Source organism: Kribbella sp. NPDC051587, from assembly GCF_044453945.1.
GTDB lineage: Bacteria > Actinomycetota > Actinomycetes > Propionibacteriales > Kribbellaceae > Kribbella.
Genome location: NZ_JBITDE010000009.1, coordinates 262790 through 276733, shown reverse-complemented (window position 1 = coordinate 276733; position 13944 = coordinate 262790). Strand labels below are relative to the sequence as shown.

The 13944-nt window shown below is 68.2% G+C and carries 13 protein-coding genes; 6 read left to right on the top strand and 7 right to left on the bottom strand.

The window, feature by feature from the left end; all coding sequences use genetic code 11:
• Positions 1-163: 163 nt before the first annotated feature.
• Both ACIA49_RS29335 and ACIA49_RS29330 read left to right on the top strand, forming a co-directional pair.
• Positions 164-1798, top strand: a complete 1635-nt coding sequence (locus ACIA49_RS29335) for an alpha-amylase family glycosyl hydrolase (RefSeq protein ID WP_396380774.1) — start codon at positions 164-166, stop codon at positions 1796-1798.
• A 10-nt stretch (positions 1799-1808) separates the two neighbouring features.
• The gene (locus tag ACIA49_RS29330; protein ID WP_396380773.1) at positions 1809-2480 is read left to right on the top strand and encodes a hypothetical protein; all 672 of its coding nucleotides are present in this window, start codon (positions 1809-1811) and stop codon (positions 2478-2480) included.
• 46 nt (positions 2481-2526) lie between these two features.
• Here ACIA49_RS29330 and ACIA49_RS29325 read toward each other — a convergent pair whose 3' ends face one another.
• The 5 genes from ACIA49_RS29325 to ACIA49_RS29305 form a co-directional block, all read right to left on the bottom strand.
• Positions 2527-2658 carry a hypothetical protein gene (locus ACIA49_RS29325; protein ID WP_396380771.1) on the bottom strand — a complete coding sequence of 44 codons (132 nt, stop codon included), beginning with the start codon at positions 2656-2658 and terminating at the stop codon, positions 2527-2529.
• On the bottom strand, positions 2655-3500 hold the full coding sequence (locus ACIA49_RS29320) for a carbohydrate ABC transporter permease (protein WP_396380770.1): 846 nt from the start codon (positions 3498-3500) through the stop codon (positions 2655-2657). Before ACIA49_RS29320 ends, ACIA49_RS29325 begins: the two co-directional genes overlap by 4 nt.
• Positions 3500-4525, bottom strand: coding sequence for a carbohydrate ABC transporter permease (locus ACIA49_RS29315; protein WP_396380769.1), 1026 nt, complete (start codon positions 4523-4525; stop codon positions 3500-3502). The genes ACIA49_RS29320 and ACIA49_RS29315 overlap by 1 nt, the downstream gene beginning before the upstream one ends.
• 97 nt (positions 4526-4622) lie before the next feature.
• Complete coding sequence (locus tag ACIA49_RS29310; protein WP_396380768.1) at positions 4623-5948, bottom strand: ABC transporter substrate-binding protein; 1326 nt, start codon at positions 5946-5948, stop codon at positions 4623-4625.
• 240 nt (positions 5949-6188) lie between these two features.
• A complete protein-coding gene (locus tag ACIA49_RS29305) occupies positions 6189-6608 on the bottom strand; it encodes a cobalamin B12-binding domain-containing protein (RefSeq protein ID WP_132409647.1) in 420 nt (139 codons plus the stop codon).
• A 178-nt stretch (positions 6609-6786) separates the two neighbouring features.
• On the opposite strand from ACIA49_RS29305, the gene ACIA49_RS29300 reads away from it, so the two are divergent.
• The 3 genes from ACIA49_RS29300 to ACIA49_RS29290 all read left to right on the top strand — a co-directional run bounded on the left by ACIA49_RS29300 (position 6787) and on the right by ACIA49_RS29290 (position 10012).
• On the top strand, positions 6787-7638 hold the full coding sequence (locus ACIA49_RS29300) for an esterase/lipase family protein (RefSeq protein WP_396380767.1): 852 nt from the start codon (positions 6787-6789) through the stop codon (positions 7636-7638).
• Between the two features lie 220 nt (positions 7639-7858).
• A complete protein-coding gene (locus tag ACIA49_RS29295; RefSeq protein WP_396380766.1) occupies positions 7859-8740 on the top strand; it encodes a M23 family metallopeptidase in 882 nt (293 codons plus the stop codon).
• Entirely contained in the window at positions 8741-10012 is a 1272-nt protein-coding gene (locus tag ACIA49_RS29290; protein ID WP_396380764.1) for a lanthionine synthetase LanC family protein, read from the top strand.
• A 4-nt stretch (positions 10013-10016) separates the two neighbouring features.
• Here the strand turns inward: ACIA49_RS29290 and ACIA49_RS29285 are convergent, their stop codons facing one another.
• Together ACIA49_RS29285 and pcrA are read right to left on the bottom strand one after the other, a co-directional pair.
• Positions 10017-10580, bottom strand: a complete 564-nt coding sequence (locus tag ACIA49_RS29285) for a hypothetical protein (RefSeq protein WP_396380762.1) — start codon at positions 10578-10580, stop codon at positions 10017-10019.
• A gap of 87 nt (positions 10581-10667) precedes the next feature.
• Complete coding sequence (gene pcrA, locus ACIA49_RS29280; RefSeq protein ID WP_396380760.1) at positions 10668-12995, bottom strand: DNA helicase PcrA; 2328 nt, start codon at positions 12993-12995, stop codon at positions 10668-10670.
• Positions 12996-13077: 82 nt separating this feature from the next.
• Here pcrA and ACIA49_RS29275 point away from each other — a divergent pair, with 82 nt between their 5' ends.
• Positions 13078-13944 (top strand): phospholipase, encoded by an 867-nt coding sequence (locus ACIA49_RS29275; RefSeq protein ID WP_396380758.1) that lies wholly within the window; start codon positions 13078-13080, stop codon positions 13942-13944.

Here is a 13944-nt window from a genome sequence, read left to right as displayed (position 1 = left end):
GCGTTGTCCAGATGAGGCACGGCAGGCTGCGGTGCAGAGGGCACGGTCGCCGGCGCGTTCCGTCGGCCTGAGACTAGCCACCTCGACGCCCGGTGCGACAGCCGGGGTACACGCTGAGACGACCGTCACAGCCGACGTGCACCCACGTGCGAGGGTGGGTGTCATGACAGAACAAGCGACCAGACCAGCTGACGACTGGTGGCGTAGTGCCGTCGTCTACCAGGTTTACCCTCGGTCGTTCGCGGATGCGGACGGTGACGGGACCGGGGACCTGAACGGCATCCGCGCCCGCCTGCCCTATCTCGCGGACCTCGGCGTGGACGCGATCTGGATCAGCCCCTGGTACCCCTCCCCACTGCTCGACGGCGGGTACGACGTCTCCGACTACCGCGACATCAACCCCGAGTTCGGCACGCTCGCCGACGCCGACGCGCTGATCACCGAGGCGCACGCGCTCGGCCTGCGGATCCTGATCGACCTGGTCCCGAACCACTGCTCCTGGGAGCACCCGTGGTTCAAGGCGGCGCTCGCCGCCGGCAAGGGCTCCCCCGAGCGAGACCTCTTCTGGTTCCGCGACGGTGTCGACGGCCAGCCGCCGACCAACTGGCCGGCCACCTTCGGCGGCGGCGCGTGGCAGCAGATCGACGACGGCCAGTGGTACCTGCACATGTTCGACATCTCGCAGCCGGACTGGAACTGGGACCACCCGAAGGTGATCGAGGAGTTCGACTCGATCCTGCGGTTCTGGTTCGACCGCGGCATCGACGGCTTCCGGATCGACGTGGCCGATTCGATGGCCAAGGACGCGACCCTGCCCGACGTACCGCTGAAGGACGGGCAGCCGACCCACGACAAGTACGTCGGCAACCCGTTCTACGACCAGCCCGGCGTGCACACGATCCACGAGCGCTGGCGCGCGATCGCCGACGAGTACGCCGGTACGGCGCAAGGCCCGCGCGTGTTCGTCGCCGAGGCGTGGTTGTCCCCGCCGGAGCGGCTCGCGCAGTACGTGCGACCACATGAGCTGCACTCGGCCTTCAACTTCGACGCCCTGCGAGCAGCCTGGGACGCGAAGGACCTGCGTGAGGTGATCGACCGGTCGACGGGCAGCCTGTGGGCCGTCGGTGCGCCGGCCACCTGGGTCCTGAGCAACCACGACACCATCCGCCACCGCACCCGTTACGGCCGCGCCCTGCAAGACGCGCTGGCGGGCGCAGGCGTCGTACCGACTGATCTGGCGCTCGGTCTGCGCCGGGCCCGTGCGGCAGCGCTGCTGGAGCTCGCACTGCCGGGTGGTGCGTACATCTACCAAGGTGACGAGCTCGGACTGCCTGAGGTAGAGGACCTGCCGGAGGAGGTGCTCGACGACCCGGTCTGGGAGCGCTCCGGCCACACAGCACGCGGACGCGACGGCTGCCGCGTCCCCATCCCGTGGGCCGGCACAGAACCGCCGTACGGGTTCGGACCGGGCACGGGACAGCCCTGGCTCCCGCAGCCGGCCGACTGGGCGTCTCTGACGGCAGAGGCCCAGGCAGGCGACCCGGACAGCCACCTGGCCCTCTACAAGGCCGCTCTGAACATCCGCCGCAGCCACCCAGACCTTGGCGAAGGCCGCCTCACCTGGGACGAGGACTCACCCGCTGACGTCCTCTCCTTCACCCGTGGCGCCTTCCGCTGCGTCACCAACCTCGGTACGGCGCCCGCCGCGCTCCCGCCGTACCAGGAGCTCCTGCTCACCAGTGCTCCGCTGACCGACAACAACCTGCCAACCGACGCCACCGCCTGGCTCCAGCTCTGACGCTTGGACCATGTGGCGTAAAGAGAAGAAGCAGGCCGCAGGCGACCTCCGGGTGCGGGTGTACCCGGAGGACGCCTTCCCGGCGGAGGCCCTGCCGTTCCTGGTGACCCGGCCGTTCGCGCCCGGCCTGATCGAGGCGGTGGTGGCGGACTACCCCGACACCATCCGGCCGATCAACCGCTCCGAGATCGGCGCCACCCACCCGGTCGACCTCTTCACGAGCGCGGTCCATAGCGCCGTCCACGACGAGCAGACGTACGTGAAGTTGCAGGAATACGCCCGGGTGCCGTACCACGTGATCGGCGGCACCCACCGGTACGTCGGCTCCCACGTGCACGTGCTCGACCGCTACATCGACGTCGGGGCGGCGCCGTACGGAGCACTCGTCGCCCTCCCACTGCCCGAGTACGTCTTCGTGCACACGATCAGGGAAACGCACGTGGTGAGCGCCCTCACGATCATGTCGCAGGTCGCCGAGGAGTTCTTCAACGAGGGCGACCGCGCGATCACCCCGCAGCTCTACTGGTGGCGCCACAGCCCGGCCCAAGTGCCCGGCAGCCAAGCACCCGACCTGCGCCCGGTCGGCGCCCGGCTCAACCGCAGCGATGGCTTCATAGAACTCTTCGGCCCGGACACCCGGGAGTTGGTCGAACTCTGGACCGCCGACCACCCCTCGGCATAGCGAAGGGCCGGAACCCTGGCTGGGGTTCCGGCCCTTGTTGTGCCGGCTAGCGGTTGCGATCGCGGCGGTCGCGATCCTCCCGGTCCCGGCGGTCGCGCTCTTCGCGGTCGCGCCGGTCCTGGTCCTCCCGGTCGCGCCGGTCCCGCTCCTCGCGGTCCCGGTCGCGGTCCGGGCTCACTTCACGCCGCCTGCCGTCAGGCCGGCGACGATGCGGCGCTGGAAGACCAGTACGGCGATCACCAAGGGAATGGTGACGACGACACCGGCCGCCATCTGACTACCGAACGGTTGGTCACGGCCCGACGTACCGGTGAAGGCGGCGATGACCACGTTCGCGGTCTGGATCTCCTTGCGGTTCACCATGCTGACCGCGATCAGGAACTCGTTCCAGGCCGCGATGAACGTGATGATCGCGGTCGTGAACACACCCGGAGCCGCCAGCGGGATGATCACCTTGCGGAAGGCCTGGGCCGGCGTACAGCCGTCGACCATCGCCGCCTGCTCCAGTTCGCGCGGCATCTGCCGGAAGAACGCCGTCAGGTTCCATACGGCCAGTGGCAGGGCGAACGACAGGCTGGGCACGATCATCGCCTGGTAGGTGTTGATCCACTCGATGTCGCTGAACAGCTTCTTCAACGGGATCACCAGCGAGATCCCGGGGAACATCGAGGTGGTGATGATGATCGCCAGCACGAAGTTCTTGAACTTGAAGTCGAGCCGGGCCAGCGTGTACGCCGCGACCATGCCGATCAGCAGCGTCAGGATCGTCACGACGCCGGCCACGATCAGGCTGTTCAGCAGCCCTCGGCCGAAGCCGACACCGGGCTTGAACACGTCGGTGAAGTTGTCGACCGACCACCGGGTCGGGACGATCGAGTTGTCGAACTGGTCGCTCGGCCGGCGGAACGCCGACACGATCATCCAGTAGAACGGCACCAGGCAGTACAGAACGATGATGCCGACCCCGACCAGCGGCAACCACCGCCGGTACCACGGTGCTTCGGCTGCGATGGTCGCCATCAGAGACCTCCTCCTGATCCGGCGGTCGCGCCGGCGGGCGCCGTACCGGCCACAACGGCCTTCTTGCGTCCCTTGCCCGGCTTGTTGACCCGAGCCTCACCGATCACGTCCGCGCCGAGCAGCCGCACGAACACGTAGGCGACCACGGCGACGTAGATGAACAGCAGCGTCGCGTACGCCGCCGCCGGCCCGTACCGCGTCTGGTTGGCCTCGAGGAAGGCCAGGATCGACAGTGTCTCGACCGACTCCTTGTTCGGACCGACCAGGACGTACGGCAGGTCGAAGATGCGCAGCGTGTCGAGGATGCGGAACAGCACTGCCACCAGCAGCGCCGGCCGCACCAGCGGCAGCGTGATCCGGGTGAAGGTCTTCCAGGGGCTCGCCCCGTCGACCTTCGCGGCCTCGTAGACCTCGTCGGGGATGGTCTGCAGGCCGGCCAGCACCAGCAGTCCGATGAACGGCGCGGTCTTCCAGGTGTCCGCGATGATCACCGACAGGACCGACTGCCAGCCCTCGGTGGACCACAGCACCTGGGTGCCGAGGACCGCGTTCGCGATGCCGTCGGCCTGGAAGATCCACTTCCACAGCAACGCCGACACCACGGTCGGGATCGCCCACGGGATCAGGATGCTGGCCCGGACGACGGCCCGGCCCTTGAACGCCTTGTGCATCACCATGGCCATCAGGACACCGAGCAGTGTCTCGAGGACCACGCAGGTGACGGTGAAGAACGTGGTGTTGTAGAACGCGTTCCAGAACCGGTCCCCGGTCTCACCGGAGAAGATCGCGGCGAAGTTGTCCAGGCCGACGAACTGCGAGCCCTCGACGACGAAGCCGTCCGGACCGATCCCGCCGCTGGTGTACAGCGACTCGCGCAGCGCCGAGATGATCGGGTAGACGACGACCAGGACCAGGACGATCAGGGTCGGTGACAACAGCAGCGCGGCCAGCCGGCCGGTGCCCTCGTTGAACGACGTGCGTCGTTTCGAGGCCGGCGGCGGAACAGCCGAGGCGGATTCACTCACCTCATGCCTCCTACTCTCTCCGCCCACGATCCGTGGGCGGTGACAGGGCGGGGCCGGTCCGTGGCGATCGACGCCACGCACCGGCCCCGCACTCGGGTCACTGAGTGATGAGCGAACTCAACTTGGTCTGCAGGTCCGTCAGGGCCTTCTTCGGGTCCGTCGGGTTGGACTCCTTCAGCGTGTCGTACGCCGCACCCTGGATCGCGGTCGTCACGTCGCCGTACTTGACCACCTGCGGCCGCGACTTCGCCGAACCGATCGAGGCCTTCAGCGGAGCCAGGTACGGGAACTGCTTGTTCAGCGCCGGGTCGTCGTACAGCGACGCCCAGGTCGGGGCCTGCGACGTCTTCTCGACGTTGGCCTTCTGGCGCTCCTCGCTCGACATGAACTTGATGAAGTCGGCCGCGGTCGCCTTGTTCGGGGTGAACTCGGAGATCGCGTAGTTGTGACCGCCGAGCGTCGAGACGCCCGGGCCGTTCAGGCCCGGCAGCGGCGCGACGCCGAACTTGCCGGCCACCTTCGACGAACCGTCGGTCTTGTTCGCCAGCGCGTACACGTACGGCCAGTTGCGCAGGAAGACCAGATTGCCCTCCTGGAAGGCCCGCCGGCTCGGCTCCTCCTGGTAGGTGATCGCGGCCTTCGGGATCTCGCCCGACTTGAACCCGTCGACCAGGAACTTCAGGCCGGCCAGCGCCTCCGGAGTGTCGACGTTCGGCTTGCCGTCGTCACCGACCACGACGCCGCCGGCACCGTTGACCGCCTCGGAGAAGTTCACCGTGAGGCCTTCGTACTTCTCGAACTGACCCGCGTAGCAGTTCAGGGTCTTGCCCTCGGGCAGCGCCTTGACCTTGTCGCAGGCCGCCTTCATCTCGGCCCACGTGGTCGGCGGCTTGACGCCGGCCTTGTCCAGCAGGTCCTTGCGGTAGTAGAGCAGTCCACCGTCCGACGTCACCGGTACGGCGTACAGCTTGTCGCGGTACTTGCCGGTCGCAACTGTTGACGGCAGCAACTTGCCGAGGTCCGGGAACTGGTCCTCGGGCAGCTGGGTGATCCAGCGGTTCGCCGCGAACTCGGCCGTCCAGACGACGTCCAGGTTCAGCACGCTGAACTCCGGCGACTTGATCTGGGCGTTCGAGATCATCTGGTTGCGCTGCTGGTCGGCCGACTCGGGCAGCTCGGTGACCGTGACCTGCTCGTCCGGGTGCTGCGCGTTCCACGCCTTCACCTGGTTCCCGAGGTTGCCGGACGTGTCCTTGCCGGTGGCAAACTTGATCGGTCCGCGGCCCTCGAGCGCGCCCCCGGCCGACGTCTTGCTGCCACTGCTGCCGTCATCTCCGCCGCCACACGCCGCCGTGAACAACACCAGGCTGCTCACCACGGCCAGAGCGACCGCCTTGCGCGTGTGTGATCGTTCAAACCTCATCGTTACCTGCCCTCTCCCGATGGGAATCGCATCGTCCCTGCGCGCGCGACGGCCAGGCCCCCACCGCACTGTTCCGTCGCCCTTCCGGACAGTAACCGAAGACGGGGGTGACCGTGTGTCCTGAGCCACACCTACCGTTCGGCGCCGTTGTCCGGACTTATCGCATGCCTGTATGCGACCGCGATTCGGAAGCCCGCACAACCAGGTGTTTCTTAACGATTCGGTATTACCGATTAGTAACTAGGCCGGTGAGGCTGACGCGTCACCCACATGGCCGCGGACCCACTCGACGATCTCGGTGGTGGTGGCGCCCGGAGTGAAGATCTTGTGCACCCCGAGCTCGGCCAGCGGCTGCAGGTCGGCGTCCGGGATGATGCCGCCGCCGAAGACCACGATGTCGTCGGCCTCGCGCTCGGTGAGCAGCTCGCGGACCCGCTTGAACAGGGTCATGTGCGCGCCGGACAGGACGGACAGGCCGATCGCGTCGGCGTCCTCGGCGATCGCCGTCTCGACGATCTGCTCGGGGGTCTGGTGCAGGCCGGTGTAGATGACCTCCATGCCGGCGTCCCGCAGCGCGCGGGCGACCACCTTCGCGCCCCGGTCATGGCCGTCCAGGCCGGGCTTGGCGACGACGACACGCAGGGTCGAGGTGGAGGGCATGCTCAGGCGCCTTTCAGTACTGGAGCGCAGCGTTGCGTCCAGATTCGCAGGCTACCCGGCGGCGATCTCACGGATAAGACACGGAACCGTGTGTTCCCCGACACGGTGACGGGGAACCGGTTACCGTGAAAGAGAGATCGGACCACCGGGGGGTCTGGTTTGCTGTGAGGAGCCGCAGATGACTTCTTGGCAGGACGAAGTACGAGGCGCGCTGGACGGTCTGCGGTACGGCGCGCGCTCCGCGATCTCGCCACGGGTTCTGCAGGGTGCGGCCGTGGAGATCGGATGGATGACCACCCATCTCGCGATGTATCCACTCGGCCTGCTCGGCGGCTCCGGTTCGAGCGCCCAGCGGCTCTCCCTGACCGGACTGACCCCGGCTCAGCGCAGTCTGCTGGTCAACGACGTCCGCGCGGCCGGTACGCCGATCCTGCTGGCCCACGGGATCATCGACAACCACACGATCTTCGCGCTGATGCGCCGGCAGCTCGCGCGCCGCGGGTTCAGCAGCATCCACACCTTCTCGTACTCACCACTGACGCTGGACGTCCGTCGTACGGCGGAGCGGATGGGAGCCGAGATCGAGGCGATCTGCGAGTCGTCGGGCTCGGATCAGATCCACGTGGTCGGGCACAGCCTGGGCGGACTGATCGCTCGGTACTACATCCAGAAGCTCGGTGGGCACGAGCGCGTCCACACGTGCGTGACGCTGGGGACTCCGCACCAGGGGACGGTCGCGGCTCGGCTGCTGCCGTGGCCGCTGGTCAAGCAGCTGCGCCCGGAGAGCGATCTGATGGAGGAGCTCGCCGAGCCGGCTCCCGGCGTACCGACTCGGTTCGTGGCGTTCTACAGCGACGTCGACCAGCTGATCGTGCCGCAGCGCCGGGCGCGGCTGCAGCATCCCGACCTCACCGCCCGCAACATCCGGGTCAACGGTGTCGGTCATCTGTCGCTGCCGTTCCACGGAGAAACAGTTCGGGAGATCACCGGGGTGCTGGCCCACCTCGACGATCAACCGCAAAGTGCCTGATCAGGCAGCCTTTCGGCGCTCATGCGGCTGATGCACGTGCAGCGGCTCATGCAAAAGTTTCGTGAAGGTGGTCCCGAAAAACGGGTGGCAGGGTTTGTCGGCTCGTGACTCTTCCGTTATCGTGCTCAAGTCCTCACCGGGAATAAACCCCCGAGGAGGGCGAAAGGTTGCAGAGCCAAGTACCACCCCAACCCCTCCCCTGTGACCGGAAGGCCACGTTGTGTCCCAGCATCGTGCCGCGGGCAACCGCGTCACGCCAGGCAACGCTGCGCGCAAGACCGGCGCAAGTCGTCACAGCGCCAAACATCGTGTTGCCAGGCGTAACACCCCCAGCAGTACCCAGATCGTCGGATTGACCGCAGCGCTCGCTGCGGCGGCCGGAGCCGTAGGCTTCAGCCACAGCGCCCTGTCGTCCCCCACGCAGGCCAACACCGCGGTGAACCTTGCCGCGGCGAGCCTCGACGGCGGTCAGCTGTCCGGCATCACCACTGCCCGCATCCAGGCACGTCAGCTCGCCACCCGTGACTCCTCCCGGGTCGTCCTGGCCGGCCAGGACACGAACAAGAAGCAAGCAGCCGCCGCCGCGCTGGCCAAGGCCCGCGCCGCGAAGCTGAACGCGACCAACGCCCTCACCGTCAGCCGCGCCAGCGCACTGGCCAAGGCGAAGGCCGCCGAGGCGCAGAAGCAGCGTGAGTCCGCGAACCGCTGCGAGATGATGATCTCCGGCTACCACATCACCGCGACCTTCGGTCAGGGTGGCAGCCGCTGGGCCCGCAACCACACCGGCACCGACTTCGCCGCCCCGGTCGGTACGCCGATCCGCTCGGTGATGCGCGGCGTCGTGATCTTCGCCGACTGGGCCGGCCCCTACGGCCGTCAGGTCCAGGTCCGGCACGCCGACGGCACCGTCACCTGGTACAACCACATGTCCGCCTTCCTCGTCTCGGTCGGCGAGACCGTGATGGCCGGCGACCTGGTCGGCAAGGTCGGCGCGACCGGTAACGTCACCGGCCCGCACCTGCACTTCGAAGTCCGTCCCGACGGCGGCGACCCGATCGACCCGATGCCGTGGCTCCGCAGCCACTGCGGCCTGAACCCGTAATTGGACTACGGCGAGCTCGCTGAGGCTTCCTGGGCCTGGGTGCTCGGGCAAGTGCAGTGGGACGACAACGGTCCCTGGATCCCCGAGGCCGCCGGTGGTGAGAAGCCGACCGAGTACCTCAACGGCAGCCACAGTGGCATCGGTGGCTTGGCCTATGCGCTGGCCGAGATCGAGCTGACCCGGCCGTGGACGGCTCCCGAGCGTGAACTCGCCGCCGGGATCGCCGAGCGGATCCGGACCGCGATCCCCACCGAAACCTCGGTCAGCTTCTTCGACGGGCTCGTCAGCTCGATCGGCGTCCTGACTGCTCTGCACGAGCCCGGCACCGACGCGGCCATCGCGCGGGCCCTGGAGATCGCCACTCCCGACGGCTGGCACGAGTCCTTCCTGGACGACGACGAGAAGTACCGCCCGGGCGCTGTGAGCAACGACCTCACCCTCGGGACCGGCGGAGCCCTCCTGGCCGCGCTCTGGGCGCAACGGAACGGCGTACCGGCGCTCGCGTTGGCCGAGCTGGCCATCGAGCATCTGTTGGCCGAGCAGGAGAAGACCGAGGCCGGGCTGAACTGGTTGTTCATCCCGCGCCGCTTCATGCTCAACCCGCCCCTGCAGATGCCGAACTTCAGCCACGGTCTGGCCGGCATCGCCGCCGTACTGGCGCTGGCCGGCGCCGAGCTCGGCCGACCCGAGCTGGTCGAGGCCGGTCAACTGGGCGCCGAGCACCTGGTCACGCTCGGCATCAACGACGACCAGGGCTTCCGCATCCCTCGCGTCATCCCCTGGACCGAGCGCCACGGCGACGAGTACACCTACAACTGGTGCCACGGCGGCCCCGGTACGGCGCTCCTCTTCGACGCACTCGAGTACGCCGGAGTGGATGCCGTGGCCGGTGTCTCGTCGGCCACCTGGCGCCGTCGTCTCCTAGACGCTGTCCTGCACTCCGGCATCCCCAACCGGCTCCACCCCGGCTTCTGGGACAACGACGGCCGCTGCTGCGGCACCGCCGGCGTCGCCGACGCGTTCCTCACGAACTACCAACGCACCGGCAACCCGACCGACCTCGAGTTCGCCACCCACCTGGCCGACACCTTGGTCACCAACGCCGGCATCTCGCCGTACTGGCGCTTCATCGAGCACAAGAACGACGACCCCCTGCTCCCACCCGGCATCGGCTGGATGCAAGGCGCCGCCGGCATCGCCACCTTCCTCTTCCGCTTCAACAACCCCACCACCACAGTCCCCCGCATGGACAACTGGTGGGCCCTGCCCTGACGCGCTAGCGGCGCCAGACTTCGGCGGTGGTGAGGAAGGCGGAGGAGCCGGGCTTCTCGGGGGAGCCGTCGACCTGGACGAAGCCGGGGACGGAGGCGCCGCCGATGGAGACGGTGGCCGAGCGGACCGGGGCAATCACGAGGCTGAGACTGTGGTTGCCTTCGGCAAGCTGAAAGTTGTCGGTGGCAAAGAGCCGGCGGTCGAGAACGCCGCCCATTTCGATCTGGATATCGGCTGCCTTGGCGCTCAGACCGTCGGCGAGATTCATCGAGACCTGGACCAGATCACGCTCGATCGCGGGCTCGTGCCAGGGCAGCCCCTGCACCTCGAGAAACGAGCGGACGAAGTACCGCTCCAGCCAGGCGGCGAGATCGACGTCCTCCGAGACCACCCGGACGATGCCGTCGAACCACAGCACCACAGCCGTTCCGGCGCCGCGGATCGACCAGTCCACCATCCAGATCGACGCGTACGCCGTCACCTTGCCGGCCTCGTCGAACAGCCGCAGGCCAGGATTCGCCCCGGCCAGAATGATCCGGCGGAGGCTCGCTGCGGCAGGCTTGGGCATCAGATGGGCGCTTTCGGAGGTGGGCCGAAGATTCTCGATTGTCTCAATCTCCGGCCCAGATACAAGGTGATTACGGAACTTCTTGGTTCAAATCTTTTCTACTGGTGCATACCGCAGCAGGAGACGCTTCACGCCTTCGGAGCCGAAATCGATATCGGCCTGTGCCTGCTGACCCTCGCCACGGACGACCACGACGGTCCCCATGCCGAAGCTGTCGTGCACGACGCGATCGCCCGGGTTGAGGTTGATCACGGGCTTGTCCGAGGAGCTCCGGCGGGACGTCTCGTAGCGGCTCGGGATACCGCCGCCGGCACCGCCGGACGACGTACCGGTGCCGGACCAGCGGGTGATCGCGGACTCGTCCCGGCGCCAGTCGAGCAGCTCGGACGGAATCTCCTCGAGGAACCGGGACGGCGGGTTGTGCTGCGGGGCGCCGAACGCCGACCGCACCGCGGCCCGCGAGATCGCCAGCCGCTGCCGGGCCCGGGTGATCCCGACGTAGGCGAGCCGGCGCTCCTCCTCGAGCTCCTTCAGATCGGTCAGCGACCGCGAGTGCGGGAAGACGCCGTCCTCCATGCCGGTCAGGAACACGACCGGGAACTCCAGGCCCTTCGCGGTGTGCAGCGTCATCAGCGTGACCACGCCACCGTCGTCGGCCGCATCGGGGATCTGGTCCGCGTCGGCGACCAGCGCGACCCGCTCCAGGAACGCCTGCAGATCGGCCGGCTCCCCGGCCGCGGTCCGCTCCTCGACGAACTCCCGCGCCACCGCGATGAACTCGTCCAGGTTCTCCAGCCGGGTCTCGTCCTGCGGATCCGGCGACTTCTGCAACGTCTCGTAGTACGACGACCGGTGCAGCGCGCTGTCCAGGATGTCGTCCGGCGGCGCTCCCGAGTCGACCATCGCGGTCAGGTCGTCGAGGATGTCCACGAACCCCTGTACGGCGTTCGCCGAGCGCGACGCCATCGCCGGTGCGTCCTGGGCCCGGCGCATCGCGGCCGCGAACGAGATCCGGTCCCGCTGGGCCAGCGCCTCGATCGCGGCCTCGGCCCGCTCGCCGATCCCGCGCTTCGGCTCGTTCATGATCCGGCGCAGCGAGACGGTGTCCTCCGGGTTCACCAGCACCCGCAGGTACGCGAGCGCGTCGCGGACCTCCTTGCGCTCGTAGAACCGGACGCCACCGACCACCTTGTACGGATGGCCGGTCCGGATGAAGACCTCTTCGAAGACCCGCGACTGCGCGTTGGTCCGGTAGAAGACCGCGACGTCGGACGGCTTCACCTTGTCCGCGTCCGCGAGCCGGTCGATCTCGTCGGCGACGAACTGGGCCTCGTCGTGCTCGTTGTCCGCGACGTAGACCGCGATCTGCTCGCCCTGCCCCTGGTCGGACCAGAGGTTCTTCGCCATCCGGCCCTCGTTGCGGCTGATCACCGCGTTGGCCGCGCTCAGGATCGTCTGGGTGGAACGGTAGTTCTGCTCGAGCAGGATCGTCTCGGCGCCGGTGAAGTCCTCCTCGAAGGCGAGGATGTTGCGGATCGTCGCCCCGCGGAACGCGTAGATCGACTGGTCGGAGTCGCCCACGACCATCAGCTCGGCCGGCGGACTGGTCGGCCCGCTCGCACCCGGCGAGTCCTCACCGCACAGCTCACGGATCAGCGTGTACTGCGCGTGGTTGGTGTCCTGGTACTCGTCGACCATCACGTGGCGGAACCGCCGCCGGTAGTACTCCCGGACCTCAGGGAAGGCCTGCAGCAGGTTGACCGTGGTCATCAGCAGGTCGTCGAAGTCCAGCGCGTTCGCCTGCGCCAGCCGCTCCTGGTAGACCCGGTAGCACTCGGCGTAGGTCTCCTCGAGATGGTTCTCGGTCTTCGCCGCGGCCGTCTCGTGGTCGACCAGCTCGTTCTTCTGGGTGCTGATCCAGTTCAGCACCGCGCGCGGGTTGTACCGCTTGACGTCCAGGTCGAGCTCGCGGCAGACCAGCGTCATCAGCCGGCGCGAGTCGGTGGCGTCGTAGATCGAGAACGTCGGGTTGATCCCGAACTTCTTGATGTCGCGGCGCAGGATCCGCACACACGACGAGTGGAACGTCGAGACCCACATCAGCTTCGCCCGCGGCCCGACCAGGTCGACGACCCGCTCGCGCATCTCGGCCGCCGCCTTGTTGGTGAACGTGATCGCCAGGATCGACCCCGGGTGCGCGTCCCGCGCCCCCAGCAGGTACGCGATCCGCCGGGTCAGCACGCGCGTCTTCCCCGACCCCGCACCGGCCACCACCAGCAGCGGTTTACCCGCGTGCACGACGGCAGCCCGCTGCTGCGGGTTGAGCCCGTCCAGCAGCGCGTCGGGATCGGTCCGGTGCTTCTTCGGCTCCTCGAGCGGCACCGGCAGTTCGTCAGGCGAGAAGAGCGTAGTCATCACCGAACACCATAGGCGCACCCGCCGACAGTTACCGAAAACAGGTTCGATCGCGGCCCCGCGCTCTGCGAGGATCCGGCCCATGGACACCCGCTACGACGACGTCGTCGACCAGATCGAGGCCCGGTACGGCGAAGCCCGGTACGCCGACGCGCTCGCCGTACTGGATGCCGCGACGGGCCTCGAGCCGTGGTCGGCCGAGCTCGCCCACCTCCGCGCCTGCGTCCTCGGCGCCGCCGGCGACCCCGACGGTGCCCTCCGCGCCCTCCAGCACGCGAGCGCCGCCGGTGACTGGTGGCGCCCCGAGATCCTCACCGATGACGACGACCTCACTGCCTTGCAGGATCGTCCCGAGTTCCAGTACCTGGTCGCGAAGTCCGCCGATCGAGCAGTGGACGACCCGACGCCCGCTCTCGTCAGCTACCCCGAGAAATCACCGAAGGGTGTGGTGATGGCATTACCCGGCGCTGGGCAGCGCGCCGAGCACGCGCGGCGGGATTGGGCCGGCGTGCTCGACCTCGGCCACGCGCTCGTCTGCGTCGAGTCCTCCCGCCGGATGTCCCCGATGTACCGCACCTGGCCGGACCCCGAGCTGGCCACAGCCGACATCGCGCGCGCCCTCGCAGAGCTCCCGCCCGAGCTGGCCGACCTCCCGCTGATCGCGGCCGGCTTCTCCGCCGGCGGTCGGGTCGCGCTCGACTGGGCACTCACCGCGCGGCCGGTGCCTGCGGCCGGCGTACTGGCGATGGCTCCGGCCCTTCGCGAAGTCCCGGGCAGCACCGCAGGATCGTTGTCACCGGCAACAATCTGGATCGGCGCCGACGACGATCTGCTCGAGGTGGTGAACGCCGCGGAACCCCAGCTGCCCGGTTGCACGATCGAGCGCCTGCCGGACCTCGGCCATGCGTTCCCGGCCGACTTTGCCCACCGACTGGCTGCGATGCTGTAG

Bases quoted from the DNA above. Each gene is read 5' to 3' on its own strand.
- ACIA49_RS29335 (WP_396380774.1), top strand. From the start codon at position 164: ATGACAGAACAAGCGACCAGACCAGCTGACGACTGGTGGCGTAGTGCC.
- ACIA49_RS29330 (WP_396380773.1), top strand. From the start codon at position 1,809: ATGTGGCGTAAAGAGAAGAAGCAGGCCGCAGGCGACCTCCGGGTGCGG.
- ACIA49_RS29320 (WP_396380770.1), bottom strand. From the start codon at position 3,500: ATGGCGACCATCGCAGCCGAAGCACCGTGGTACCGGCGGTGGTTGCCG.
- ACIA49_RS29310 (WP_396380768.1), bottom strand. From the start codon at position 5,948: ATGAGGTTTGAACGATCACACACGCGCAAGGCGGTCGCTCTGGCCGTG.
- ACIA49_RS29305 (WP_132409647.1), bottom strand. From the start codon at position 6,608: ATGCCCTCCACCTCGACCCTGCGTGTCGTCGTCGCCAAGCCCGGCCTG.
- ACIA49_RS29300 (WP_396380767.1), top strand. From the start codon at position 6,787: ATGACTTCTTGGCAGGACGAAGTACGAGGCGCGCTGGACGGTCTGCGG.
- ACIA49_RS29285 (WP_396380762.1), bottom strand. From the start codon at position 10,580: ATGCCCAAGCCTGCCGCAGCGAGCCTCCGCCGGATCATTCTGGCCGGG.
- pcrA (WP_396380760.1), bottom strand. From the start codon at position 12,995: ATGACTACGCTCTTCTCGCCTGACGAACTGCCGGTGCCGCTCGAGGAG.
- ACIA49_RS29275 (WP_396380758.1), top strand. From the start codon at position 13,078: ATGGACACCCGCTACGACGACGTCGTCGACCAGATCGAGGCCCGGTAC.